This is a genomic window from Alteromonas ponticola (assembly GCF_012911815.1).
GTDB classification, from domain to species: domain Bacteria; phylum Pseudomonadota; class Gammaproteobacteria; order Enterobacterales; family Alteromonadaceae; genus Alteromonas; species Alteromonas ponticola.
On record NZ_JAATNW010000002.1, the window covers coordinates 133,887 to 160,069 of the forward strand.

Consider the following 26,183-nt stretch of genomic DNA (forward strand, 5'->3'; position numbering starts at 1 on the left):
ATGTGAATTGATCATTTTTAATCAGCTAATCACCTATCAAACGACAAAGTCAGCGTAATCCGACCCAAAGCAACTCAGACAGCCTTTACTTGCCCAATGATAATAAGTATCATTTCCATAATAAATTACGATTAGGATAGGTCATGACTACAACACTGAAGAAAATGAGTGCACTGGTTTTTGCATCAGCTATAGGCTTGGCTGTGGCGACAGGAAGCGCATTTGCCAATGGTAAAATTGGTGATCACGTTAACAATCTGCACGCTCACCTCTCTCAATATTCTGAAGAAGTACAGTGGTTAGAAACAAAATTTGGTGGCGTAGTTGACGCCTATGCAGCCCAAAATAAGTCAGTAAAAACTGATGAGATGCTAGTCTACTGGGAAGAGGTCGACTTTCACTCAGCCATAGAAACTCAGTATGTGCCGATATATGCCTCTATCTGGCAGGGTATTTACGCCGTCAAAGTAGCGATAGATGAAGGAAAGCCTGTTGCAGAGGTGCGTGCTGAACAAAAAAAATTAAGTCATACTCTGTGGCAAGCTCTGGGGGCAGTTAAGCTGGCGTCCCAATATCAAAAGCAGGGTCTGGTTGACCAGGTTCGCATTACAGAGAAAGAACCCACCACGGGTCCTGAGGTCATCGACGACATTAAAACTCGTTTAGATCGCGTGGTGGCCAAGTACGCTGAACAGTTGGATGAAGTGGCGACCAGCCTGGTTCACGATACCTATATGCAGCGTTTTGAAGTGATTGAAGATGATTTGATTGCCAGAGATGCGAAACTTGTTGAAGCTTTGGACAAAGATTTTAACGTAACACTTCCCCAGGCTATTACCAGCGATAAGGGCGTGGACAATGTTCGCATGGTTGTTGATGCAATGCACACTAAACTAGACCGTGCACGTGCATTGCTAGTTGAAACGCAAAAAGCCCAAGACGGCACATTGTAAAAACTCCTTCTGCAACAACAGGAGTTTTTTACGCGGCGTCGCTGCGACTTCTGCGCGAGGCTGTATCGCCTTGATATAAGCCACGTCATCAACTTAGGCAAATTTGACGATGGGTGCATGGGTTTACCCCCCATCCGTTCACTCCCTACCCTACCGAATGTTCCATAATACAGTAGCTTTGCTGCGTTTTGCGTTCACGATTACTTACATGAAATGAAACTCGCTGAGTTATAAATTTCATTACCCAGCAATCTTTTTGGGTTTCCTCGCCATATATTAATAATGGAATATAAACCTTTCGTGATTTGTGATGTTGGTAGCGCAGAAACTGTTAACAATAAACCCGCTCATTTCATTTCTACCTCGCGGACATACGCATGGCAAGAGGATAGCTAAATGAAATCAAACCATAAATCGCTAATAAAGATTGCACTCATTTTTGTGGTTCTGGCTGGCTGCGCGATTCTGCTCTGGAAGCTGATGGTAACCCGAGAAACCGTTCGAGAAGGTATTCAGTACATAACCTCGTTTGGTTTTTGGAGCTACTTCGTTTTTGGTCTGATATATGTGGTACTGGCGTCTTTAAGCTTTCCCAGTTCGGTTTTTAACATAGCAGCGGGCGTACTATTTTCATTTAAGCTAGGACTACTCGTTGCTGCCATATCCGCTTTGACAGCAGCCTGTATAACATTTCTCATCTCCCGTTATATGTTAAAAGAGTTTGTAACGCATAGAATTGAAGCAACCAAGTCAGGTAAACAAATCCTGAAACTGGTGGCTGAACACAGTGCAAAATTTATTTTTATGTTACGCCTCAACCCCTTTATCCCTGCGGTGGTGAAAAACTATGGATTGGGCGTTACCCATGTCAAACTAAGGACGTATGTGTGGACAACCATGCTGGGCCAGCTACCACTTACCGCCATGTATGTTTACCTGGGCTGGATAGGCGGTCTGGCAATGCTGAACCAGGATAATTCTCCGGAAACGGTGCACTGGCTTGTGCTAGGCGGTGGTTTGGCTATAAGCATCGTTACTTTGGTTCTCTCCCATTTCTACATGCGAAAATATTTATCTTCTAATCAACCGGCTCAAGAAGCAGTGAGCTGAGTTTTTTCGATGGTAATTACCAGTAATGAAATTGACTTAATCAATTCAAACGCTGACAAGCTTATATTCCTTATGTAAACTCAAGGGCATACATTTCTTACAACATCACTTCCTGCATGCTTCCAACTGTAAAAATTCTCATCATAGAAGATTCTTTAGAACTATTAGAACAACTTGTCACCGGTATTCAGTCAACCATCGAATCATTTGAGCGCACCGATATTGCCATCAGTCTGGTTGAAGCCGAAACCGTTCCAAAGGCATTGGAACTGGTACGCAATGACGGTGATATTCAGGCGGTGGTATTCAGCTGGGACACCGAAGTCAAATGGTCTGACATGGGTGAAAGCAAGGCCGGTAAAGTTGATAATAACGCCGTGGTCATTGATGCGATTAAGCATATTCGCCGCGAACTGCCCGTTTACGTTTTAGGCGATGCCATTAAAGGGCTGGATATCGTCAATCTGGCCAATGGGATGGAGTCGTTTTTTTATCGCAACGATATCATTTCAGATCCAGAGTCGATTTTAGGTTACATCATCAATGACTTTGACGACAGAAACGAAACGCCATTCTGGACGGCGTACAGAAAATATGTCGTTGAAGCCAATGACTCGTGGCACACACCCGGACACAGTGGCGGCGCCAGCTTCCGTCATTCACCCTACATTGGCGATTTTTACAAGTTTTTCGGCCGCAATGTGTTTGTCAGTGATTTATCAGTTAGCGTAGATTCATTGGGTTCCCTTTCTGATGGTACTCATGCCATTGGACGTGCCCAATCGATTGCCGCCAATACCTTTGAGGTGCGCAAATCGTACTTTGTGACTAACGGCTCTTCTACGTCAAACAAAATTATCTTACAAACCCTGTTGCGCGAGGGTGACAAAGTCATTATTGACCGCAACTGTCATAAGTCCGTTCACCACGGCATTATTCAGGCACGCGCGATGCCAGTGTACCTGGACAGTATCCTCAACCCGGATTATGGCATCTTTGCGCCCCCCGAACTGGAACGATTGGCGGAAACCATCGAAGCCAATACCGATGCCAAACTGATTGTGTTGACCGGTTGCACTTATGACGGCTTGCTGACCGATTTGAAACAGGTGGTGGAACTGGGCCATCAACATGGAATGAAGGTGTTTATTGATGAGGCGTGGTTTGCCTACTCACTGTTTCATCCGCGTTTTCGCGATTATTCGGCAATTCATGCCGGTGCTGACTATGTTACTCACTCGGCGCATAAAGTGGTGTCAGCTTTTTCACAGGCTTCTTTTATTCACGTCAATGACCCGGATTTTGACAGTGACTTTTTCAAAGAAATTTACAGTATTCACACCAGCACCTCACCCAAATATCAATTGATTGCCTCACTGGATGTGTGTCGCAAACAATTGGAAATGGAAGGGTATAAGATACTGAATGAATTGCTTAATAATGTGGATGAACTTAAGCAGCAGGTGTCCCGCTTCAAGCGCTTACGTATTTTAGATGCAGAGGATTTCGGCAAGATTTTCCCGCATTTTGCTAAAGACAATATGGGCCATGACCCACTTAAAATTCTTATCGATGTCTCCGCATTAGAGTACTCCAATCAGGAAATTCACCGTTTTCTGATGGACGAAGTCGGTCTGGAAATTGAGAAATTTACTCATAGCACCATTCTGGTCCTACTGACTTTGGGCGGTATGCGCTCAAAAATCGTGCGGCTGTATAATGCTCTGAAAAAGCTTGATCAGGGCTCGGTGTCGCTACATCGCAGTAAGAGTAAGAACGCGTTGCCCAGCACCATCCCTCCAATCAAACTGGCTGAACTGCCTTCTAACGCTTTTTTTGGAAAACGTGAAGCGATTCCCTGGCAGGAAAGTGCCGGACGAATTTCTGCGGGGTTGATTGTGCCCTACCCGCCGGGTATTCCATTGATCGTACCCGGTCAGCTGATTCAGGAAGAACACATCAACTACTTGCGCTCACTGTCCAACCAGAAGCTCACCATTCAGGGCTTTTACGACGGCGAACTGTATGTGATGCAAGACCACACTTAGATCTTAGGATCAAACGCATTTTCTTTGGGTTTCTCACCCTCCGGTACCACGGGTGAGATGCCTGTCGCAGCAAAATCCTCAGCACTTAACGACTGTAAATCCGCCGAGCACACATTGCCGCCCATAGACTGGATGACAGCACACATCTCTTCTACTTTTGTGTCCATCTGATGCATGTGTTCCAGCATGATACCCATCGCGTTGGCCACCGGGTCAGGATTGTCCGGTGCGACAGCATAGGCATCAAAACCATATTTGCGCGCAATCTGATTGCGTTTATCCGCCTGCTCTTTCACATCACCGGCTTTTTGAGCAGACATGACAATTCGTCCCGGGATGCCGACCACCGTAGCGCCAGCGGGTGTGTCTTTTACCACCACTGAGTTAGAGCCAACTTTGGCATTTTCGCCAATATAAATGGGCCCTAGAATTTTAGCGCCTGCGCCCACGACGACATTGTTACCTAATGTGGGATGGCGTTTACCTGCTCTCCAACTGGTGCCGCCCAGCGTGACTCCATGGTACAAGGTGACATCGTCGCCCACTTCGGCGGTTTCGCCAATCACGACACCCATCCCGTGATCGATAAAAAAGCGTCGGCCCAGTTTAGCCCCGGGATGAATTTCAATCCCGGTCATCCAGCGATTGAAGGTTGAAAAGGTGCGTGCCAGCCATTTAAAACCAGCTTTCCACAAGCGGTGACTAAGCCGGTGCATCCAGATCGCATGAAGGCCGGGATAGTTGGTCAGTACTTCAAAAAAGTTTCTGGCGGCGGGGTCGCGGCGAAATACACCTTCCACATCTTCTTTGATTCGTTCAAACACAGTGGTTACTCTTTAGTGGATTTATCAATTGACGCCAAAATTCCTCGAAGAATATTCAGTTCCTGCGCTTCGGGGCGGGCGCGGTTAAACAGTCGGCGTAATTTGGTCATCACCATTCCGGGATGATTTTTTACGATAAAATTGGTCCTTTGAAGCGTCTCTTGCAGATGTACATAAAAACGCTCTAAGTCTTCGTTAAGCGGATACTCTGCTTCGACTTCTGGGTGCGAGGTCGCATCAAGCCAGGCCACTCTCACCTCGTAACATAATGTCTGGACCGCAGCAGCCAGATTCAATGAACTGTAATCAGGGTTCGCTGGAATGCAGACGTGAAAATGACACTGCTGTAACTCTTCATTCGACAAACCGCTGTTTTCACGACCAAAGACCAGCGCCACCGGGTATTTTTCAGCTTCGGTAACCAGTTTAACGCCGCTTTCTCTAGGTTCGAGCATGGGCCAGGAGTGGGTTCTTGAGCGGGCCGATGTCCCTATGACCAATCCACAATCAGCGACCGCTTCGCCCAGCGTAGTAACCGTCTTAGCATTAGCCAGCACATCACCGGCACCGGCTGCCATGGCACTGGCCTTGCCATCAGGTGCGTGCACCGGATCAACTAAATAAAGGTGTTTCAGCCCCATGGTTTTCATCGCACGGGCGGCCGAGCCAATGTTGCCGGTGTGGGACGTGTTTACAAGTACAATTCGGATATTATCAAGCATGCTGACGCGGTAAGTTTTATATTCGTAATATCGCGGATACTAGCATATTTCAGCGGTTTTGAGCTAATAAAGGCGCAATTGCAATCCAATTCACATTGCAAAATACATTTGCTCTGATACACTTCGCGCCAATTACGTAATGCTGTTCATTTTTTGAATAGCGATTACTGCTTTTCTTCGATCTTTTACAATTGGTGGTTTATTATGCATCCTATGCTGAATATAGCTGTGCGCGCTGCGCGTGCTGCTGGCTCAATAATCGTTCGTGGCTTTGAGAATCGTGATGATCTGGAAACTCAAGTCAAAGGCGCAAATGATTATGTGACAAAAATTGATAAAGAAGCTGAAAAAGCCATCATTAGTAAGATCCAGCAATCTTATCCAAACCACACTTTTCTGGGTGAGGAATCCGGCGAAACAGAGGGCAGCGAAAGCGATTTTCAATGGATTATCGATCCGCTCGATGGCACCACTAATTTCATTAAAGGTATTCCGCACTTCTGTGTATCTATTGCATTGTTGCATAAAGGCCGACTTGACCAGGGGGTAATTTTTGACCCGATTCGTGGCGAGTTATTCACTGCCAGCCGTGGCCAGGGCGCACAACTAAATGGTTACCGTATTCGCGCAAGTAAAGCAAAAGATTTAAACGAGACCATTCTGGCTACCGCATTTCCGTTTAAGGATAAAAAGCAATTTGGCGAATACGCAATGAGCTTAAATAAAATTTTCCACGAGTGTGGTGACATTCGTCGTAGTGGAAGCGCTGCACTTGATTTAGCTTATGTGGCAGCAGGTCGTCATGATGGCTACTGGGAACGTGGTATCAAAGCCTGGGACATTGCAGCTGGCGAGTTATTGGTGCGTGAATCGGGCGGCCTGGTTACCGACTTTAAAGGCGGTAACGATCCTTTGTACAAAGGTGAAATTGTTGCGGGCAGTGTAAAAGTGGTTCAGGCGCTGGTAAAGCACTTAAAATAAAAGTTAAGCAATAAAAAAACCGGTGAAGTTAACTTCACCGGTTTTTTTTTAGCTAACAAATAATAACGTTATCGGCATCGCAATGGAGACACGCTTGATGCCAATGAATTATCACATTAATGGTTCTTGATCTGCGCCTTCTTTCTCAATTTCAGGCGGCATCAAATCTTCTTTACTTACCCCCAGCGCCAGCGCTACTGAGCTTGCAATATAAATAGATGAGTAGGTTCCGATAACCACACCAAACAATAGCGCAGTGGCGAATCCGTGGATCAAGGCCCCCCCTTTAAAGAACAAAGCTAACAGCACCAATATAGTGGTTAGTGAGGTGACAATAGTACGATTAAGCGTTTGCGTGAGTGATTCATTCACTACTTCTTCAGGGGTCGCTTTGCGAATTTTTCTGAAGTTTTCACGAATACGATCGGATACAACTATGGTATCGTTAAGCGAGTAACCGATGACGGCCAGTACGGCTGCCAGTACTGTCAAATCGACTTCCAGTTGCAATACTGAAAACAGACCCAAGGTTATCACAACATCGTGCACCAACGCCGCTACTGAACCCAGCGCAAAACGCCATTCAAAGCGCATCGCTACGTAGATCAGAATACAGATAAGCGCGACCAACATGGCCAAACCGCCCTGCTCAGATAGCTCGTCACCTACATTCGGACCGACAAATTCGATACGTTGTTTCTCAACTGGCGTACCGTCAGCACGTAGTATAGCGACCACCTGATCGCCAATATCGGATGCTTTGATCCCTTCGCGCGGTGCAATACGAATCAGCACTTCTTGACTACTGCCGTAATTTTGCACAACTGCATCATCAAAATCTGCCGTGGCTAACTGTTTACGTATGGCGTTTAGGTCAGCAGATTGTTCATACCCAACCTGAATCAGAGTACCGCCGGTAAAATCCAATCCCCAATTCAGCGAATTTACTGCCAGGGAGGCAATTGAACCTACCATCAGAATTGCGGAAATGACCAGCGCAGGAATACGCAGTCGCATGAAGTTGATGGTATTGGTTAAATTTAATAACTGCATTTAATTTCTCCCTATATCGCCAATGACTTCACACGTTTACCACCCCACACCAAATTCGCGATAACACGCGTTAGGATGATGGCAGTAAACATTGATGTTGCGATACCAATCATTAAAGTGATTGAGAAGCCTTTAATGGGTCCAGTACCGACAGCGAACAGAATTAGTCCGGCAATAAAGGTCGTGATATTAGCATCAATGATGGTTGAAAATGCATTGTCGTAACCATAGTGAATCGCTTGTTGCGGACTTCGGCCATCTTTAATTTCTTCACGGATACGCTCGAATATCAGTACGTTGGCGTCAACCGCCATACCAACCGTCAGAACGATTCCCGCCATACCGGGTAATGTGAGCGTGGCGCCAGGAATCATTGACATAATGCCCGCGATCATCACCACGTTTGCCATCAGTGCAATATTGGCAACCACACCAAACGCTTTGTAGTAAACCAGCATGAACACTAACACCAGCGCCATACCCCAGATAATCGCTTGCATACCTAGTTCAATGTTTTCTTTACCCAGGCTTGGTCCAATCGTGCGTTCTTCTACAATTTGGATTGGTGCAATTAACGCCCCCGCTCTTAACAGTAGTGCCAAATCACGCGCTTCTTTAGGTGAATCAATGCCGGTGATCTGGAATTTGTTGCCAAGCTGAGCACGAATGGTGGCCTGATTGATCACTTCCTCATGCTTTTCAAAAATCAGTTTGCCATCCGCATCACGTTCACCGCTGGCTTTATATTCTATGAATACAGTGGCCATGGGCTTACCGATATTGTCACGGGTATTGCGCGACATTTTGTTGCCGCCTTCAGAATCTAATGAAATATTAACGTTGGGTAAGCCATATTCATCCACACCACTACCAGCATCAATGATGTGGTTACCGGTTAGCATGACACGCTTTTCAAGTAGAACCGGATTACCTTGTTGATCGTTAATCAACACTGAACCCGGCGGCACTCGCCCTTCTACCGCGTCGCGTACATCATTCTTCAAATCAACCATGTGAAATTCGAGGGTCGCAGTAGCATTGAGAATTTCCTTTGCCCTTGCGGTATCCTGAACACCGGGCAGTTGCACCACAATGCGCTCTGCACCTTGCTTTTGTATAACTGGTTCGGCCACCCCCAGTTGGTTTACCCGATTACGCAGAATAGTAATATTTTGCTTTACTGCATAATCACGAATTTCCTGCAGTTTGGTTTCAGCAAATGTTGCGCGTAATACGTTGTCGCCAGGCGTAGTGTAGGTCAGATCACGATTGCGATTACGTAGGAAAAACTCTGCTTTATCCAGTGTTTCTTCGTCGCGAAACTGAATATCGATGTGGTTACCTTGCATGCTCACGCGACGGTATCGCAGCTTTTCTTCCCTCAGGGCCGTGCGAAAATCGCTTTGCGCATCCTCAAGTGACTTTTCCATCACTTCAGACATGTCCACTTCCATCAAAAAGTGCACACCCCCGCGCAGGTCTAATCCCAGTTTCATGGGCGTGCCACCCAGACTTTCCAGCCATTCGGGCGTATCAGGGGCTAAATTCATGGCAACGAAATAGTCTGAACCGAGTTCTCGATCGAGGTTTTCACGTGCCTTTAACTGTGCGTCGGAATCATCAACACGCACAAGAATCTGCTCATTTTCAAATTCGATACGCTTGATGTTGATATTATTTTCTTTAAGCGTTGCTTCAACGCGAGGGATCATTGACTCGGTTACAGTCGCATCACGACCACCAGAGATTTGAATGGCGTGGTCTTCGCCATATAAATTGGGTAATGCATACAGTCCGCATAGTGCAAGCACTACAATGACCAACAGTACCTTGAACGTTGAATTTTTATTTAACACAAAAAATTCCTTTTCTTGGAGGTATCAGTCATACCTCCAAACTGAATAAGTTTAGATGGACTTCATGGTACCCTTTGGTAGCACAGCAGTAACGGCAGATTTTTGCACAACAATGTTGTTGCCTTCGTTTAATGAGACCTCAATGAAGTCTTTGTCATCAGATACCTTGGTGATGCGCCCCACCAATCCGCCTTGCGTGAGTACTTCATCGCCTTTCGTCAATGAAGAAACCAGATTCTTATGCTCTTTAACGCGCTTTGCCTGTGGGCGATAAAGTAAGAAGTAGAAAATCAAACCGAACACGGCAAGCATAATTAGCATTTCCATGCCACCACCTTGTTGGGCGCCACCAGCAGTCTGAGCGTGAGCTGAAGAGATGAATAAACTCATAAATTTCCTTAATAATTGTTGTTGTAATTAAAGTGCCGGCACCGGCATATCTTTCTGTGCATAGAATTCGTTAACAAACTCATCGAGTTTGTCCGCTTCAATTGCGTCGCGTAACCCTTGCATAACGCGCTGATAATACCTTAGGTTATGGATGGTATTCAGACGCGCACCGAGGATCTCGTTGCATTTGTCCAGATGGTGTAAATATGAACGTGAATAATTTTTACAAGTGTAACAGTCACACTTTTCGTCAAGCGGGCCCGTATCATTTCGATGCTTGGCGTTGCGAATCTTTACTACGCCCTCGGTGATAAATAAGTGACCGTTGCGCGCATTTCGCGTTGGCATAACGCAGTCAAACATATCAATTCCGCGACGCACCGCCTCGACGATATCTTCAGGCTTACCTACACCCATCAGATAACGCGGTTTGTCTTCAGGAATTTTCGGTGCAGTATGATCGATTATGCGGATCATGTCCTCTTTTGGTTCACCCACCGACAAACCGCCGATAGCATAACCATCAAAGCCGATGTCTTCCAGACCTTCTAATGAAACATCTCGCAAGTCTTCATACATGCCACCCTGGATTATACCGAACAGTGCAGAAGGGTTGTCACCGTGAGCCTCTTTACTCCGTTTAGCCCAGCGCAGTGACATTTCCATTGATAAACGTGCTTCCTGCTCTGTCGCAGGATATGGCGTACACTCATCGAAAATCATCACGATATCAGAGCCTAAATCACGCTGTACTTCCATTGATTTTTCTGGCGTCAGCAGGATTTTTTCACCATTGATGGGTGAGCGAAAGGTCACGCCCTCTTCTGTGATTTTACGTAAATCACCTAAACTGAATACCTGAAAGCCACCTGAATCGGTAAGGATAGGCTTATCCCAGTGCATGAAGTCGTGTAAGTCGCCATGTTGGCGAATAATGCTGGTGCCGGGACGTAACATCAGATGAAACGTATTGCCCAAACAAATATGCGCACCGCTGGCATCGAGTTCTTCCGGGGTCATCCCCTTCACTGTGCCGTAGGTACCTACTGGCATAAACGCTGGCGTTTCGACTACGCCGCGGTCAAACACCAAACGTCCACGTCGGGCTTTACCGCTTTTCTTGACCAATTCAAATTGCATGCAATCGGTTACCTTGAAATGAAGAAATAAAAGTTGGCGGCGATTATACCAGTTCTGGGCAAGAGATCATGCCCAGAAATGCGTTAGATTTTTGGTGGGTAAATAAACATGCTGTCGCCGTAGCTGAAAAAGCGGTATTCCTCGCGAATAGCCTCTTCGTAAGCCGCCATTACATTATCGCGACCGGCAAACGCGCTGATTAACATCATCAGCGTGGACTCCGGTAAATGAAAGTTGGTGAACATGGCATCCACCACCTTAAATCTATAGCCGGGATAAATGAAAATATCGGTGTCGGCGAAAAACGGTATGATCACATCGTGGCTGCTTTCTGCCGCAACCGCAGCGGACTCCAATGAACGTACTGAGGTGGTGCCCACGGCAATTACGCGCTTGCCTGCAGCTTTGGTTTGTTTTACCAGATCAACTACAGGCTGGCCCACTTCGGCGTATTCAGCATGCATTTTATGCTCAAGAATATTGTCCACTCTTACCGGCTGAAATGTTCCCGCGCCCACATGCAAGGTAACAAACGCAATGTTAACCCCTTTTTGTTTTAGCGCGGCAAGGATTTCATCATCAAAATGTAAGCCTGCAGTAGGCGCGGCAACGGCACCTGGCTTTTGATTATAAACGGTTTGATAGCGCTCCTGATCGCTGCTTTCATCTGGCCTGTCGATATAGGGAGGCAATGGCATATGCCCATGTTGTTCCAACGCAAAAAGCGTTGACTCGACATTATCAAACTGCAGATGAAACAAGGCGTCCTCACGGCCCAGAACGGTGGCATCAATGGCGTCTTCAAGGCGCAATTGTGTGCCGGGCCTGGGCGCTTTGCTCGCTCTGACATGCGCGAGTACAGTATCGTCAGCAAGTATGCGCTCGACCAGCACTTCTACCTGCCCCCCTGTCGCTTTTCGCCCCAGCAGACGTGCGGGAATCACGCGCGTGTCATTGAACACCAGCAAATCGCCCGCTTCGACCAAATCTACCATGCTTTTGAACATGGAGTGAGTCACCTCGCCGGTTTGACCATTTAATTGCAGTAAACGGCTGGCGGCGCGCTCTTCGGTTGGGTATTTGGCAATAAGGCGTTCTGGAAGCGTAAAGTGAAAATCACTTAGTTTCATGATAGTTGTCTTTCAGTATTGTGTGATGTGATTAAATTTAGGCGCGGTGTCACTCATCGTCTTCATGCGTATTGCGCGACAAGTCACCGATAATTTCCTGCATGTCTGCAACATTGAGTGGCCTTGCATTGAGCACGACCAATATTTGCAGAAATAAATCGGCGCCCATTATACCCTTATTTACCTTATTGCGCAGGTTATCTGCCGATTGAATTATGCCTTTCTCTTCAAGGCGCTGACTCAATGCCTGATACTTTACGCCTCGAAAAGACATTTCAGTTTTAATCACCCGTTGTACTAACTCGCGCCAGCTTTGCTTTTCCATTTAGCACCATTTGTGAATCATATTTTACAAAAACACATTTATTTACACATATAGAGTGATTTTATTATTGACAGTTTTTGTACTTGTTGTCTAGTATAGTTTCGCAAGTATTGGCGAATCCACTAAACATCGGTACATTGACAACAGATTTTTGGCATTCGCTGCAAAGTAAAGGAGAAATACTATGGCTTGGGATCTTCAATCAATTGAATCCCTGTTTGATAAACGTGACGACTTGGTGGTCACACGTGAAGAAAACTGTTTGTTAATTGCAAACCAGGATGGCATTGACGCCTGGCTGGCAATAAGCGGTGAACAGATACTGGTTGAAAGTTTATTGTTTGCTGCGTCACAGGTTAAAGACAAAGCCGCGTTGGATCATGAGATCCTTTCTACACACATGGTATTTCCACTTACCACAGTGGGTATTTCAACCATCAATGGTGAAGAATATTACACGGCTTTTGGCGCCTTAAGTGCGCAGTCAAAGCAGGAAACCATTGAAATTGAAGTGGATACGTTATTTCAGAATGTTGCGTCATTTCTTGATGCATACGAAACCCATCTTCACTAAATAAAGACAGGAGAAGCGAATGTCTGTTTGGAGAAAATTAGTTACTGCGGTTAAAGGTGGTGCAACAGAAACTGCACAAGCAGTTGTGGATAGTCAGGCGATCCGGATATTGGAGCAGGAAATTCGTGAAGCAAAAGACGAGCTGCGAAAATCAGATCATGCGCGCACGCAGATTCTGGCGAAATGCAAATTGTCGCAACAGAAAATAGATAGCTTTAATGCCTCAATCGCTGAATACGAAGCGCACGCACGTAAAGCGGTTGATTCAGACCGTCAGCTAGCACTGGATTGCGCACAAAAGGTTGCGGATTTAAAGTCTGAGCGCGAGCAGGAACAATCCTATCTGGACCAGTTCAAGCAATCAGAGAAGCAACTGGCAGGCAATATCCAACAAGCCAAAGCGAATCTGCGCCGTCTTGAGCAACAAGTGGATATGGTTAAAGCCACAGAATCTGTGCAAAAAGCGCAGGTGGCTGTGTCTTCCCGCCACATGGGGGCTAACAGTAAAATGAAAACAGCCACTGAATCGCTTTCACGCATTCAGGAAAGGCAGAAACTGCGCAACGCGGAATTGCAAGCCGCGGAAGAATTAGCTAGCGACGAGTCCAATGATGATTTGGAAAAACGCCTGGCTTCTGCTGGTATTAAAGGCGGAACCACCTCCGCCGACGATGAACTTAGCCGTATTTTAGGTAGTTAAACTACGGGAGCTTTTGTGCTCCCGTTTTACTTTACAGGTTGATTCTTTGAGTATTTCCTCTGCATACTGGTGTGGTTTTCAGGTTTATTGAATTTACTGAGTTGAATTGTTTTGACGCATTGGACGCTTTTTCGCAAATTATTTCTGAAGTATTTTGGTAATACGCGCTGGTACACCATTGCGCTAGTCACATTGCTTTATGCATCGTCGAGCTGGCTACTGCTGAACCTGGCCTCAGAAACCGAATTGACCGGTAACGTAAATTTTTTATATTGGCTGGCAGTGACAGGTTCCACGGTTGGTTATGGTGATCTGTCGCCGAGCTCTACTGCCGGTAAACTCGTCGTAGCCTTTTACGTAATCCCTTTCGGGTTAAGTATTTTTGCAATGGTGGTGGGACGTATCGCCGCCTGGGTAAGTAACTTTTGGCAAAAGGGTTTGTTAGGAATGAAACCACTTCATGTACATAATCATATCTTAATCATCGGCTGGAACGAGCAACGTACCATGTTGTTATTGGACCTGTTACTGATGGAAAAAGAAGACTTACCTGATAAGCCTGATATCGTGCTATGTGTAAAGGCCAATATTGAAAACCCGATGCCCGGACAAATAGAATTTGTGCACGTTGAGTCGTTTAATCGTGATGAAGATATGGATCGTGCGTGTGTCGCAGATGCGGCAACCATTTTAATCGACAATCCGCAGGACGATGTTACTCTAACCACTGCGTTGTACTGTACTCAACGTAATCCCAATGCCCACCAGGTGGCCTACTTTAATGACGACAGTCTGGTCAAACTATTACAACAACATTGCCCTAAAGTGGAGTGTACGCCCAGTGTCGCGGTTGAGATGCTGGCCAAATCTGCATTCGATCCCGGCTCAAGTATGCTGCATCATGATTTGTTAAGCGTCGATGCAGGCCAGGCGCAGTTCTCTGTTGCCATGCCAGAAGGCATGAATACGGTTACCGTCGAAAAGCTGTTTGTGAATTTAAAACGCTATTATGATGCTATTTTTATTGGTTATGCACCCAAAAGTGAATATCAGAAACTGGTAGTGAATCCGGCATTAACCGAAACAATCTCTTCAGGTGATAAGGTATTTTACATCGCCGATAAACGTATTAGCCAGTTTGACTGGAAACGCTTAGGAGAATAACACATGTTTTCAAAATGGTTTTCCAAGTCCACTCCTGAAAAACCTGTCACCCCGGAAATTATGGGATTGTACCTGGGCGGCTCGTTCGAGCTGGATGACTTAAAACTAAGATTACTTGAACCTGAATTAACCATTTCCTCTGCAGCGCGCTCACAATTGATTCAGGCAGTGGGCCAGGCAGAGCTTGATTCGGGCGGCACCTTGCTACGCTTTTATACAGACGATGAAGGCTTTTTGCAGGTCATCACAGATGGTGGTCTAACTGAAAACCACATTACCGATGTTAAGCTCTGGCATTTCTATGAGACGCAAACAATTGGCAGCGACGCACAGTGGAAAGAGTGTTTAGAGCGCACAATCAGCCAACCCACTTACACCATCGATGGAAAGACCTTCACCCGAGTATGGAATGCCACCGGAGAAATCTCACCGCCGGTGGCTGTTTCTGAGAAAACTTACGAAGAAGATGGCGATACCAGTGTCACCGATCAGTTTATGATGCTGTACGAACGCGAACTGACTGAAGGCCGAACAGAGTCGCTGTTAGTCGTTGGAGAAGAAAAAATAATTGGTAACAATGCAGACAGATGCCTGGTCATCAGTACAGGTTTTGATATACAACCCGCAGATATAACAATAAACGGTTAAAGGACAATCTCATGGCAACACTATTTGACTCATTGGCAGGACTGGATAATTTCGCACTTTACTTTGCAGTCTCGATTTTCTTTTTATTTGTGTTCAAAATCGTCTACGCATTTGTGACACCTCATGATGAATGGAAGTTAGTAAAAGAAGAGAAAAATGTTGCTGCAGCGATTGGATTCGGCGGCGCACTAGTGGGCTTCGCCCTGGCACTTTCAGGTGCTGCGGCCAACTCAGTGTCAATTATTGATTTCGCTATTTGGGGGGTGGTTGCCATTCTTGCCCAATCGCTGGCGTTTGCGCTGCTGCGGTTTACCTTTATGCCGAGAATTGCCCAGCGCATCAATGATAATGAAATATCAGCAGGTACCATGCTGGCTGCCATGTCGGTAGCCGTTGGGCTATTAAACGCAGCTTGCATGACCTATTAAGGGGGAATATATGACCACGCTAAAACGCTCCCAGTTCATCAACTTAAGCAGAATGCGTAAACATTTTGCGCTTAAACCTCTAGCTGTTGCTGTGACAGGTCTTATTGTCAGTGGGTGTGGTAACCGACAGGAAGGGCAGATTTTTACTTCTGTGGACGATTGCAAGCGGGACTTCCCTGATGCCACACAACAATGTGAAATGGCCTACCAACATGCAGTACAGGAAGCTGCGCGAACCAGTCCGCGCTACAATTCTGAATATGATTGCGAGTACGAATTCGGACCGAATCAATGCCAGCGGGTAGAGCGTGACGGCGGCAGTTTTTTCATGCCCTTTATGGCAGGTTTTATGGTAAGCCAGCTGATGTCACCGCGTTATTACTCACAACCCATTTACACGTCGTTTTCACGCCACTCCCCTTTTCGCTCTCGCTGGATCACTGCTGATGGTTACGTTTTCGATGGCGGCCTGAATAAACGTAAGTACCGGGTATCTCCAGACGTGTATAAGCCTAAGCCAACGGTAAATCGCACCATGAACCGCGGCGGGTTTGGCAGCAGTGTGCGGGCGAAATCGAGCTGGGGCAGCAGCAGTCGAAAAGGCGGCTGGGGTGGCTAAGCCTTGCTAAGGTTACCCAGTACCCCCCGGCGCCACTGGCAAAAACAGGCGCGCGACTTTGGCTTTCACTTTCACACGCTTTATGGCGAACCTTATTGGGATGAAAGTGCTTACTATCAGTTTTCGTTAAAGCAAATTGAACAGGATCTGGAAGCCCCCACTGAAGAAATTCACCAGATGTGTCTGCATGTTGTCAACGAAGTTATTAACGATGAACAGTTACTCACCAAATTAGCGATTCCAGAGCAACACTGGGACTTAGTCAGTCATTCATGGCGCCAACAGCAGCCCTCGCTCTATTCTCGTCTTGACTTTGTCTATGATGGAACGCACCCAGCAAAACTGTTGGAAAACAATGCCGACACGCCGACTTCACTCTATGAATCGGGCTTTTGGCAATGGTTGTGGCTGGCCGATAAAGTCGATTCAGGCGAGCTCTCGCGACAAGCCGATCAATTTAATTCGTTACAGGAGAAGTTAATCGCCCGGTTGAAAGAAATCGCAAGGTTTTATGGTGTGCAGCAAATGCATTTTGCGTGCTGTAAAGACACCGATGAAGACCGGGGTACGGTTCAATATTTACAGGACTGTGCAGGTGAAGCTGGTTTGTCTGCAGATTTTGTCTATATCGAAGATATCGGGATCAGCGACACGGGATATTTTACCGATCTGTCCAATCGCCCTATTACCGACTGTTTTAAGCTATATCCGTGGGAGTTTATTTTAAACGAAGAGTTTGCCCGCTATTTGCCAGAGGCTGCGGTGAACTGGATTGAGCCTCCCTGGAAATCGATTTTGTCAAACAAAGGCCTGCTGCCGCTGTTGTGGAAATATTTTCCCGACCACCCTAACCTGCTTCCAGCCTATTTTTATGGTGAAGCTGCATCGGCTTCAACAGAAGTACTACGCTGGATTAAAAAACCGCTGTTTTCCAGAGAAGGAGCCAATATTTCAATGTTAGCCGCTGGTAGCGAAACCCCATTATCTGACGGTCCCTATGGTGAAGAAGGTTTCATAATCCAGGCCTATTGTCCGTTGCCAAGATTTGGCGATAATCATACATTGATAGGAAGTTGGCTGGTGGACGATCAGGCGGCCGGTATCTCTGTTCGCGAAGATGCCAGCAGTATAACCCAGGACACCTCACGCTATTTGCCGCACATTATTTTATGAAGCCGAGTAGATGAACCAATACCCCACACTGAAAAAACAACTTCAATTTTTAATTGTTGTCACACTCATTCTCTTTATTGTGGCAGCGGTGAATTTGTTGACCGCCAACAGTTTAAACTATTTTGGTTTGATGCCGCGCGAGCTGCATTCACTTCCGTCAATTTTCATCGCTCCCTGGTTGCACGGCTCTGCAGCTCATTTGCTGACCAACCTGCTACCCCTCCTGCTGTTTATGTGGTTAACCATGCAGTGGCCGAAATCACGCTTCTGGCTGGTAACGTTGACTATTTGTCTCATTGGCGGTCTGGGAGTATGGCTGTTTGGGCGCAGCGCCTTACATATCGGTGCCAGTGGTATGGTTTACGGTTACTTCGGTTTTTTAATTTATGCCGGCTTTCGCTCTAAGCAATTGCGCTATATTGCTATTTCGGTACTGGTGGCATTGTTGTATGGCGGCATGCTGATGGGAATCCTGCCCTCCCGTGCCTTCATTTCGTTTGAATATCATTTGTTTGGTTTCATTGGCGGTTTGTTTGCAGCCTGGGCCTGGGTGAAATGAAGCCAGTTCGTTTGTACGCCAATGTAGATTGGGACCAACAATTTACGTATAATCTAGCCTCTTTTTCAGCAGTGAAGATGTGTTATGTCAGCAAATGAACGCCCACAGAACCAAGGCTTTTTAGGTAACCTGGCTTTCAATATCGTTATCCCCGTTTTTATCATGAGCTATGCCAGCTCAGAAGACTATCTGGGCCCGGCATGGAGTATTGTTGCTGCGCTAGCCTTTCCATTAGTTTATGGTCTTTTTGATTTACGCCAATCTGGGAAAGTAAATGGTTTTTCGGTGTTGGGGGTTGTCAGTGTATTGTTAACCGGTGGTATCAGCTTGCTAAAGTTACCCGCCGAATATATTGCGATTAAAGAAGCCGCCATTCCGGCAATTATTGGTCTTGCAGTTGTAATCACACAATTTTCAGAAAAGCCGCTGGTTAAACTGCTTATCTTGAACGATCAGATAATTAACTGGCCTGAATTAAATAAAATTCTAGATGCGAAGGGCAAACAACAAGAGTTTCGCCGCAAAATTGCTAATAGCTCCTATATAGTGGCAGCGTCTTTCTTCTTGTCGTCTGCGCTTAACTATATTCTTGCCAAAATGATCCTGGTGAGTGAACCGGGTACTACCGCTTATACGGAAGAGCTTGGCCGGATGACTGCCATCAGCTACCCCGTTATTGTGATCCCCAGCATGATTTTACTGATTGCTGCATTGTGGTACTTATTTGCGCAAATTCGCAAAATTACCGGCCACGACCTGGACGATTTTATCAATCATTAAAAAAAGGCCGTCAGGCCTTTTTTTACCATTCTAGATTTTTAGTTGTCTAACAGGTGAAAAATCTTTTTAGCGATGTCAGTGTTATCAATCTGACCAGTAAACCCCTGATATCCCGCGCCAAAGGCAAAGACTTCAACATCATCACCAGTATGGCCACTTGTTGTCCACCCGGTATTGGTTTTGTTGTCTAAGAAAGCTTTAATTTGCGATGTAACAGTATCAACGTCTTTTTCCGCCACTAGCTTTTCTAATACTTTTTTGTCTTCTGCAGACAAGGTGAAGCCTAACTGTTCCTCAAGGTACAACAGAGGTGATTGTTGCTGCGCCAATTGTTTTGCAATTTTTCCTACTGAGGCCTTCATATTAGATATAAATTCCGGATTCCAGGCATACTGACCGTTTGCCCCAATTGAAAGCCCCCCGGTGCTATGATCTGCTGTCAGCACAACTAAGGTGTCAGGATGTTTTTCAACATACGCTTTCAAATATTCCATCGTCGTCGCCAGGTCATGCATTTCGGCCATTGCCGATGCGATATCATTACCGTGCCCTGCCCAATCGACCTGGCTTGCCTCAACCAGCAGGAAAAATCCGTTGGGGTTCTCAAGCCGCTCTACCGCATGTTGGGTTAAAAATGAAAGTCTTTCACGGTTAGTATCATCCAGTGCAGGAAGCAAGCCCAGCGGTGCAAACAAACCCAGTATCGGTTTGTCTTTGGGTAGATTGGCAAGCTCCTCATAACTAGTGGCGATGGCGTAGCCATGATCAGCAAATTCTTTTCGCACATCCCGGTCTTTGCGGACAAAGTGTTTGGTGCCGCCGCCCAACATGACATCTGCCAGAAACTTGTCGCCTATTCTGTCGTCAAAGAAGCTGTTTGCGATAGCATCGTAATTGTGACGACTTTCGTTTGCTACCATATAACTGGCTGGCGTGGCGTGGTTTATTTGTGAAGTTACTGCCAGCCCCGTCTTCATGCCTTTTTCTTTTGCTTTATGCAACACCGTGGGTAATGGCTTTTTATTGACATCGACCCCGATGGCACCATTGTACGATTTGACTCCCGTGGCCAGTGCAGTTGCGGAAGCGGCCGAGTCAGTCACATAGCCAGATACTTTGGCAGGATTGGTAGCGGCATTGCCCACTAACATTTCATCAAACACGACTTTCTCGATATGGTCTGTGCTTGGGTCATCCACAAAGTTGCGGTAAGCGGTTGTATAGGCAGGCCCCATTCCATCCGCCACCACCATAATGATATTCTTGGGTATTGTGTTTGACTTAGCGGCGCTTTGCGCGCTTTCCGTAGTGGCCAGACAGCCTTGGGAGGCAAGTCCGAAGGTTAATACAAGAGCTAAAGAATTTAAACGCATTCTGGCTTCCCTGGTATGTATAGTTTAATAAAGAACTGGAATTCAATGTGTTATTATAAACCGCCAAGAAGACAATAACACGGCAAATTCTGTAGAAGCGACATCTGACAAGATTAGTCGGTTGATAACGCTCTCATCCAATGCTGTTTTTTTCACCAGCAAGTCTTGCTGGAACTTTGAAATAAATTTATCACAGCCCACCCTTTTTGCCATCGCATCACTGCACTTTCACTTAGTAAAGTATTAAGAATAACATCCACATTGGCCAACCATGACTCTTCAATCACTCGAGCCGTTAGGGGATAGCCATCCACGTTCCATTACTCCGTACCTGGCCCTCTTCATCCATTTTCCAACTTTATTTTTTATATCCTGATTGATGAACATTACTGTTTGCTAAGAACACCAAGATTCACCACCCGCAACCATTCACGCAGAAAATAATGAAGATGAATAACATTGGATGTTTTTATTTAGGTTGACGCGCTAGGATTAAATCACGTTAACCGCACTGGTTGAAGTTTTAGCACTTAACGCTCAATTCAGGAATGAGAGACAGTTGGAGATTACCATGTCGCAATATCAGTCAGAAATCGATACATTAGCAACCTTAAAAGCAGCACAGAAAGGAGCCTGGGAAGGAATTACGCCTGAATTTGCGGCTCGCATGAAAATTCAAAATCGCTTTCGTACTGGTCTGGATATCGCCAGATATACCGCCAAGATCATGCGTGAAGATATGGCGGCATATGATGCAGACTCGGCACGATATACACAATCACTAGGCTGTTGGCATGGGTTTGTCGGTCAACAGAAAATGATTGCCATTAAAAAGCATCATGGCAGCACATCAAAGCGCTACCTTTACCTGTCCGGCTGGATGGTGGCAGCGCTGCGCTCTGAGTTTGGCCCGTTACCCGATCAGTCAATGCACGAAAAAACGTCTGTACCGGCATTAATTGAAGAACTGTATACTTTTTTGCGTCAGGCTGATGCACAAGAGCTCGGCAAACTTTTTAAACAGCTGGATGAAGCTACACAAACAGGTCAGGATACGCAAGCTATTCAAAGCAAAATTGATAATTTTGAAACTTACGTAGTGCCTATTATCGCTGACATTGACGCCGGCTTTGGTAACGAAGAAGCAACCTATTTGCTGGCTAAAAAGATGATTGAAGCAGGGGCCTGTTGCATTCAAATTGAAAACCAGGTGTCTGACGCCAAGCAGTGTGGCCATCAGGATGGCAAGGTTACCGTTCCCCATGAAGACTTTTTGGCAAAAATCAACGCTGTCCGCTACGCCTTCCTTGAATTAGGCATTGATGACGGGGTTATCGTCGCCCGCACCGACTCACTCGGTGCTGGTCTGACCCAGAAAATTCCAGTTTCTGCGCAAGCCGGCGATTTGGCTGCACAATATAACGAATTTTTGGATACCGACGATGTAACCGATTTAGGCTCCGTTAACGAATATGACGTGTTACTCAAGCAAAATGGCAAACTCGTCAAACCCAAACGCTTGCCCAATGGGTTATTTAAATTCAAAGAGGGTTCAGGTTTTGACCGCGTCGTACTTGATTGCGTTACCTCACTACAACATGGTGCAGATTTGTTGTGGATTGAAACCGAGAAACCCCATGTGGGCCAAATAGCTGCAATGGTAAATGCTATTCGTAAGCAGAGACCTGACGCTAAACTGGTTTATAACAATTCGCCTTCATTTAACTGGACACTTAATTTCCGTCAGCAAGTGTTTGATGCATGGAAAGAGGAAGGCAAGGATGTATCGGAGTATGATAGAGCTGCGCTGATGTCAGAGCAGTTTGATAACACTGCATTAGCGAGAGAAGCTGACGTACGCATCCAGAACTTCCAACAAGATGCAGCACGCGAAGCAGGCATTTTCCATCACCTTATTACCTTGCCTACCTACCACACCGCAGCGCTTTCTACCGATAATCTGGCTAAAGGTTACTTCGGTGAAGAAGGGATGCTGGCTTATGTACGTGGCGTACAGAGAAAAGAAATTCGTGAAGGGCTGGCGTGTGTTAAGCACCAGGTCATGGCGGGCTCTGATTTGGGTGATACACATAAGGAATATTTCTCTGGTGATGCGGCACTAAAGGCTGCTGGAGATGTCAATACCATGAATCAGTTCGATGTTTGATTTTTAAACAATTTTAAGATTTAAAAAAGCTCCTCCGGGAGCTTTTTTCGTTTCATCTTCTTTTTTAGTATAAACATCGCAATATATCTGCTTTTCGATGTAATATTCTCTAGATTAGTATGTTAGGCTGCTAGGGAAGGCAGTGGATGCCTGCCCGAAAAAGTCAAAAATGCCCCCCCGCTAAAGGGCAAAAAATTATAATACTAAGAATTAAAAAAGTAATAAGTAATGCACTTAAGGATTAAAATAGATGAATATTGCCAAGGTTGATCTCAATCTTCTGGTCTATCTCGATGTACTACTTAGAGAAGGCAGCGTTACCCGAGCAGCAAACCAGCTGAGCATTACCCAACCAGCCATGAGCAACGGTCTTAAACGGCTAAGAGATCTTTTTAAAGATCCTATCCTGGTTAGAACAAGTGATGGAATGACACCCACCAAACGTGCGTTGGAATTACAACCCATTATACGTGATGTGTTATCCAAGCTTGAAAGCTCTATTCAACCTGAGACCGATTTTGATCCCGCAACAAGCAAACGCACTTTTAGAATAATGACCAGCGACTACGCTGAAAGTACATTGTTGCTTGAGCTTGTTGGCAGGCTGTCAAAACTGGCGCCTAACATTACTTTAGATTTAATCACTCCAAGCGATGTCACTTTTCATGATGTGGAACAGGGCAAAGTTGACATGGCAATTAATCGGTTCGAAGAGTTGCCTCTTTCCTTCCATCAAAAAGTGCTGTGGTATGATTCGTTTAGCTGTGTGTTAAGTGCCAACCACCCGCTAGCACAGAAATGGGATCTGAATACTTACCTTGACGCTCAACATATCTGGGTTAGCAAAACTGGCTTTGGTGTCGGCGTGGGAATCGACCCCAACGAAGTGCAAAAGCTAGGATGGGTTGATGCAGAGCTCACTAAAATAGGCAAGCAACGTGATATTCGCGTGTTTACGCGTCATTACCACGCTGCGCTGCAGATTGCTAAAACACAGAACTTAATCGCCACGCTGCCGACAAAGGTGGCAACTATCTTCAAAGACGACGCCAGTGTCATATTAAAAGAACCGCCTTTCGATATACCGCCTATTGCGTTAAAAATGGCGTGGAGTGCGTTACTACATCATGATGCAGGACATATCTGGTTGCGCAGACTGATTGCTGATGTCGCAGCGGAAATGAATACGTTCTAGCGTTATTCTCGGCATGAATACTTGGGATAATAGTCATAAATTAAAATTAGTCAGCTAAAGTGTATACACTGAACAGGTAAATTATTTTATTGAGGTGTATATGCAGAAGTACGTCAAAAAGGGGCAACTCAAGGTTGCCCAACCGCTATATCAATTTATTAATGAACAGGCTCTGCCTGGAACCCAGGTTGATCAGGCGCACTTTTGGACGTCACTTGAAAATGTCCTACATCAGTTCAGCCCACACAATGAATCACTTTTAAACACCCGCCAGACACTGCAACGTCAATTAAATGATTACTACCAAGCCAAACGCCCCATTCATGGCGAGGCATATCTGAATTTCCTTCGCGAAATAAATTATCTCGTCGATGAACCCGCTCAATGCACCATCGCAACCACGAAAGTGGATGACGAAGTAGCCCAGATTGCTGGCCCTCAGCTAGTTGTTCCAATTAATAATGCTCGCTATGCGCTTAACGCGTGTAATGCTCGCTGGGGAAGCCTTTACGACGCGCTATACGGTACCGACCTCATTACAGAAACAGATGGAGCAGAAAAAGGCAGCGACTATAACCCTGTACGAGGCGGTAAGGTAGTTGAAAAGGCCAGAGAGTGGCTAGATGTCCTGCTTCCGCTGGCTACCGGCAGCCATAAGGATGCAATTGCATATGTAGTGGAAGATGACAATCTGCTGATTCAAATGAAAGATAAGAATTCGACCCAACTAGCCGATGTAGAACAATGGCAAGGGTACACTGGTGAGCTGACAGCCCCATCCTCACTGCTATTCCGACATAACGGACTGCATTTAGACATTCAGTTTGATCCCAGCCACCCGGTGGGTAAATCAGATCCGGCTGGCATTAAAGACATTGTTTTAGAGTCAGCCATCTCGACCATCATGGATTGTGAAGATTCCGTTGCAGCAGTTGATGCAGACGATAAAGTGTTGGTTTACCGCAATTGGCTTGGTTTAATGACAGGCACGCTTTCAACACAGGTGCAAAAAGGAGAAGAATCGTTTACCAGAACGATGAACCAGGATAAGTTTTATACCCCGTCTCCTTTAAGTTCTGAGACAAAATCATTCTCTTTACCCGGACGCAGCCTGATGTTTGTGAGAAATGTCGGCCTGCATATGTATTCTGATGCAGTGCTGCTAGATGATAAGCCTGTACCCGAAGGTATCCTTGATGGGGTCATCACGGTCCTTATAGCTAAACACGACCTGTTAGGTAACTCGAAATATAAAAACTCGAAAAAGGGCAGCATCTATATTGTTAAACCAAAAATGCACGGCCCTGATGAAGTTGCCTTCGTTAACCAGCTTTTTGGTGCCATCGAGGCAGCGTTGGGGCTGGAAAGATTTACTGTCAAGATGGGTGTCATGGATGAAGAGAGACGCACATCGGTAAACCTTAAAGTCTGTATAGCCAATGCGTCCGAGCGCGTCGTTTTTATTAATACGGGATTTTTGGACAGAACAGGGGATGAAATTCATACCTCAATGCACGCAGGAGCGTTCGCAGATAAGGCCGAATTGAAAGCATTACCCTGGATTGGCGCGTATGAGCGCTCAAATGTCGCCACCGGGATTGCGTGTGGCATGTCAGGTAAAGCGCAAATAGGCAAAGGAATGTGGCCTATACCTGACGACATGACCTCGATGATGAAGAGCAAGGTTGCACACCCTGAAGCAGGGGCTACGACTGCATGGGTGCCCTCACCTACCGCTGCTACCCTGCATGCCTTTCATTACCACCAGGTTAATGTGTTTGGAAAGCACAAAGCACTGCGTGCAGACTGTGCCAAAGAGCGGGATAACATCTTAACGCTTCCATTACTGGAAAAAAATCTGACACCAGAACAAATTCAACGTGAACTGGATAACAATGTGCAGGGAATATTGGGCTACGTGGTCAGATGGGTACATATGGGTATAGGTTGCTCCAAAGTTCCCGACATCAATAATGTTGGCTTAATGGAAGACCGCGCGACATTACGCATCTCATCCCAGCATATTGCGAACTGGTTATTGCATGACATTGTAAGCAAAGAACAGGTAGAGCAGTGCATGTTAAAAATGTCGACACTGGTGGATAAACAAAATGAGCATGATCCTGACTATGTCCCAATGGGGCCTGACACAAAACAATCGCTAGGCTTTCAAGCTGCTTATCAGCTGATATTCGATGGCGGTAGTCAACCTAATGGTTACACAGAATTTATTTTGCACGACATGCGGCGAAAAATGAAAGCATAAATCTA

Annotated in this window: 25 protein-coding genes; 16 read left to right on the top strand and 9 right to left on the bottom strand. The window is 45.9% G+C overall.

The annotated features are described in order from the left end of the window. Window positions 1–143: 143 nt before the first annotated feature. From HCJ96_RS03135 to HCJ96_RS03145, 3 genes are all read left to right on the top strand, one after another. Window positions 144–953 carry a hypothetical protein gene (locus tag HCJ96_RS03135; RefSeq protein ID WP_169209592.1) on the top strand — a complete coding sequence of 270 codons (810 nt, stop codon included), beginning with the start codon at window positions 144–146 and terminating at the stop codon, window positions 951–953. Window positions 954–1,349: 396 nt separating this feature from the next. Continuing rightward, entirely contained in the window at window positions 1,350–2,063 is a 714-nt protein-coding gene (locus HCJ96_RS03140; RefSeq protein WP_169209593.1) for a TVP38/TMEM64 family protein, read from the top strand. A gap of 116 nt (window positions 2,064–2,179) precedes the next feature. Then, entirely contained in the window at window positions 2,180–4,111 is a 1,932-nt protein-coding gene (locus HCJ96_RS03145; RefSeq protein ID WP_169209594.1) for an aminotransferase class V-fold PLP-dependent enzyme, read from the top strand. On the opposite strand, the gene cysE is transcribed toward HCJ96_RS03145, so the two are convergent. Together cysE and trmJ are read right to left on the bottom strand one after the other, a co-directional pair. Continuing rightward, on the bottom strand, window positions 4,108–4,935 hold the full coding sequence (cysE, locus tag HCJ96_RS03150; RefSeq protein ID WP_169209595.1) for a serine O-acetyltransferase: 828 nt from the start codon (window positions 4,933–4,935) through the stop codon (window positions 4,108–4,110). The two genes, HCJ96_RS03145 and cysE, sit on opposite strands and share 4 nt — an antisense overlap. 5 nt (window positions 4,936–4,940) lie before the next feature. Further along, on the bottom strand, window positions 4,941–5,657 hold the full coding sequence (gene trmJ, locus HCJ96_RS03155) for a tRNA (cytosine(32)/uridine(32)-2'-O)-methyltransferase TrmJ (protein ID WP_169209596.1): 717 nt from the start codon (window positions 5,655–5,657) through the stop codon (window positions 4,941–4,943). A 204-nt stretch (window positions 5,658–5,861) separates the two neighbouring features. Here trmJ and suhB point away from each other — a divergent pair, with 204 nt between their 5' ends. After that, window positions 5,862–6,638: an inositol-1-monophosphatase gene (gene suhB, locus HCJ96_RS03160; protein ID WP_169209597.1), complete on the top strand. Its 777-nt coding sequence runs from the start codon at window positions 5,862–5,864 to the stop codon at window positions 6,636–6,638. A gap of 111 nt (window positions 6,639–6,749) precedes the next feature. Here suhB and secF read toward each other — a convergent pair whose 3' ends face one another. The 6 genes from secF to HCJ96_RS03190 all read right to left on the bottom strand — a co-directional run bounded on the left by secF (window position 6,750) and on the right by HCJ96_RS03190 (window position 12,532). Beyond that, entirely contained in the window at window positions 6,750–7,691 is a 942-nt protein-coding gene (gene secF / locus HCJ96_RS03165; protein WP_169209598.1) for a protein translocase subunit SecF, read from the bottom strand. 11 nt (window positions 7,692–7,702) lie between these two features. Next, window positions 7,703–9,547 carry a protein translocase subunit SecD gene (secD, locus tag HCJ96_RS03170; protein ID WP_169209599.1) on the bottom strand — a complete coding sequence of 615 codons (1,845 nt, stop codon included), beginning with the start codon at window positions 9,545–9,547 and terminating at the stop codon, window positions 7,703–7,705. Window positions 9,548–9,598: 51 nt separating this feature from the next. Further along, the gene (yajC, locus tag HCJ96_RS03175; protein WP_169209600.1) at window positions 9,599–9,937 is read right to left on the bottom strand and encodes a preprotein translocase subunit YajC; all 339 of its coding nucleotides are present in this window, start codon (window positions 9,935–9,937) and stop codon (window positions 9,599–9,601) included. Between the two features lie 27 nt (window positions 9,938–9,964). Then, on the bottom strand, window positions 9,965–11,077 hold the full coding sequence (tgt, locus tag HCJ96_RS03180; RefSeq protein ID WP_169209601.1) for a tRNA guanosine(34) transglycosylase Tgt: 1,113 nt from the start codon (window positions 11,075–11,077) through the stop codon (window positions 9,965–9,967). Window positions 11,078–11,160: 83 nt separating this feature from the next. Continuing rightward, window positions 11,161–12,207 (bottom strand): tRNA preQ1(34) S-adenosylmethionine ribosyltransferase-isomerase QueA, encoded by a 1,047-nt coding sequence (gene queA / locus HCJ96_RS03185; protein WP_169209602.1) that lies wholly within the window; start codon window positions 12,205–12,207, stop codon window positions 11,161–11,163. Between the two features lie 49 nt (window positions 12,208–12,256). Continuing rightward, the gene (locus HCJ96_RS03190) at window positions 12,257–12,532 is read right to left on the bottom strand and encodes a DUF6471 domain-containing protein (protein WP_169209603.1); all 276 of its coding nucleotides are present in this window, start codon (window positions 12,530–12,532) and stop codon (window positions 12,257–12,259) included. 184 nt (window positions 12,533–12,716) lie between these two features. On the opposite strand from HCJ96_RS03190, the gene HCJ96_RS03195 reads away from it, so the two are divergent. The 9 genes from HCJ96_RS03195 (at window position 12,717) to HCJ96_RS03235 (ending at window position 19,177) form a co-directional block, all read left to right on the top strand. Continuing rightward, window positions 12,717–13,106 carry a DUF2170 family protein gene (locus HCJ96_RS03195; RefSeq protein ID WP_169209604.1) on the top strand — a complete coding sequence of 130 codons (390 nt, stop codon included), beginning with the start codon at window positions 12,717–12,719 and terminating at the stop codon, window positions 13,104–13,106. Between the two features lie 19 nt (window positions 13,107–13,125). Beyond that, complete coding sequence (locus tag HCJ96_RS03200) at window positions 13,126–13,806, top strand: PspA/IM30 family protein (protein ID WP_169209605.1); 681 nt, start codon at window positions 13,126–13,128, stop codon at window positions 13,804–13,806. Window positions 13,807–13,917: 111 nt separating this feature from the next. Further along, on the top strand, window positions 13,918–14,970 hold the full coding sequence (locus tag HCJ96_RS03205; protein WP_211162673.1) for a potassium channel family protein: 1,053 nt from the start codon (window positions 13,918–13,920) through the stop codon (window positions 14,968–14,970). Window positions 14,971–14,973: 3 nt separating this feature from the next. Then, window positions 14,974–15,618 carry a YjfK family protein gene (locus HCJ96_RS03210; RefSeq protein WP_169209606.1) on the top strand — a complete coding sequence of 215 codons (645 nt, stop codon included), beginning with the start codon at window positions 14,974–14,976 and terminating at the stop codon, window positions 15,616–15,618. 11 nt (window positions 15,619–15,629) lie between these two features. Continuing rightward, the gene (locus tag HCJ96_RS03215) at window positions 15,630–16,046 is read left to right on the top strand and encodes a DUF350 domain-containing protein (RefSeq protein ID WP_169209607.1); all 417 of its coding nucleotides are present in this window, start codon (window positions 15,630–15,632) and stop codon (window positions 16,044–16,046) included. A gap of 10 nt (window positions 16,047–16,056) precedes the next feature. Continuing rightward, window positions 16,057–16,665: a DUF1190 domain-containing protein gene (locus HCJ96_RS03220; protein WP_169209608.1), complete on the top strand. Its 609-nt coding sequence runs from the start codon at window positions 16,057–16,059 to the stop codon at window positions 16,663–16,665. A gap of 3 nt (window positions 16,666–16,668) precedes the next feature. After that, window positions 16,669–17,838, top strand: coding sequence for a glutathionylspermidine synthase family protein (locus HCJ96_RS03225; protein ID WP_169209609.1), 1,170 nt, complete (start codon window positions 16,669–16,671; stop codon window positions 17,836–17,838). 10 nt (window positions 17,839–17,848) lie between these two features. Next, window positions 17,849–18,397 carry a rhomboid family intramembrane serine protease gene (locus HCJ96_RS03230; RefSeq protein ID WP_169209610.1) on the top strand — a complete coding sequence of 183 codons (549 nt, stop codon included), beginning with the start codon at window positions 17,849–17,851 and terminating at the stop codon, window positions 18,395–18,397. An 84-nt stretch (window positions 18,398–18,481) separates the two neighbouring features. After that, entirely contained in the window at window positions 18,482–19,177 is a 696-nt protein-coding gene (locus HCJ96_RS03235; RefSeq protein WP_169209611.1) for a VC0807 family protein, read from the top strand. A 38-nt stretch (window positions 19,178–19,215) separates the two neighbouring features. Here HCJ96_RS03235 and HCJ96_RS03240 read toward each other — a convergent pair whose 3' ends face one another. After that, the gene (locus HCJ96_RS03240) at window positions 19,216–20,550 is read right to left on the bottom strand and encodes an alkaline phosphatase (protein WP_169209612.1); all 1,335 of its coding nucleotides are present in this window, start codon (window positions 20,548–20,550) and stop codon (window positions 19,216–19,218) included. Between the two features lie 571 nt (window positions 20,551–21,121). On the opposite strand from HCJ96_RS03240, the gene HCJ96_RS03245 reads away from it, so the two are divergent. The 3 genes from HCJ96_RS03245 (at window position 21,122) to HCJ96_RS03255 (ending at window position 26,178) form a co-directional block, all read left to right on the top strand. Then, a complete protein-coding gene (locus tag HCJ96_RS03245; protein WP_169209613.1) occupies window positions 21,122–22,717 on the top strand; it encodes an isocitrate lyase in 1,596 nt (531 codons plus the stop codon). A gap of 250 nt (window positions 22,718–22,967) precedes the next feature. Beyond that, window positions 22,968–23,912, top strand: a complete 945-nt coding sequence (locus HCJ96_RS03250) for a LysR family transcriptional regulator (protein WP_169209614.1) — start codon at window positions 22,968–22,970, stop codon at window positions 23,910–23,912. A 100-nt stretch (window positions 23,913–24,012) separates the two neighbouring features. Next, complete coding sequence (locus HCJ96_RS03255) at window positions 24,013–26,178, top strand: malate synthase G (protein ID WP_169209615.1); 2,166 nt, start codon at window positions 24,013–24,015, stop codon at window positions 26,176–26,178. The last annotated feature ends 5 nt before the right edge of the window (window positions 26,179–26,183 follow it).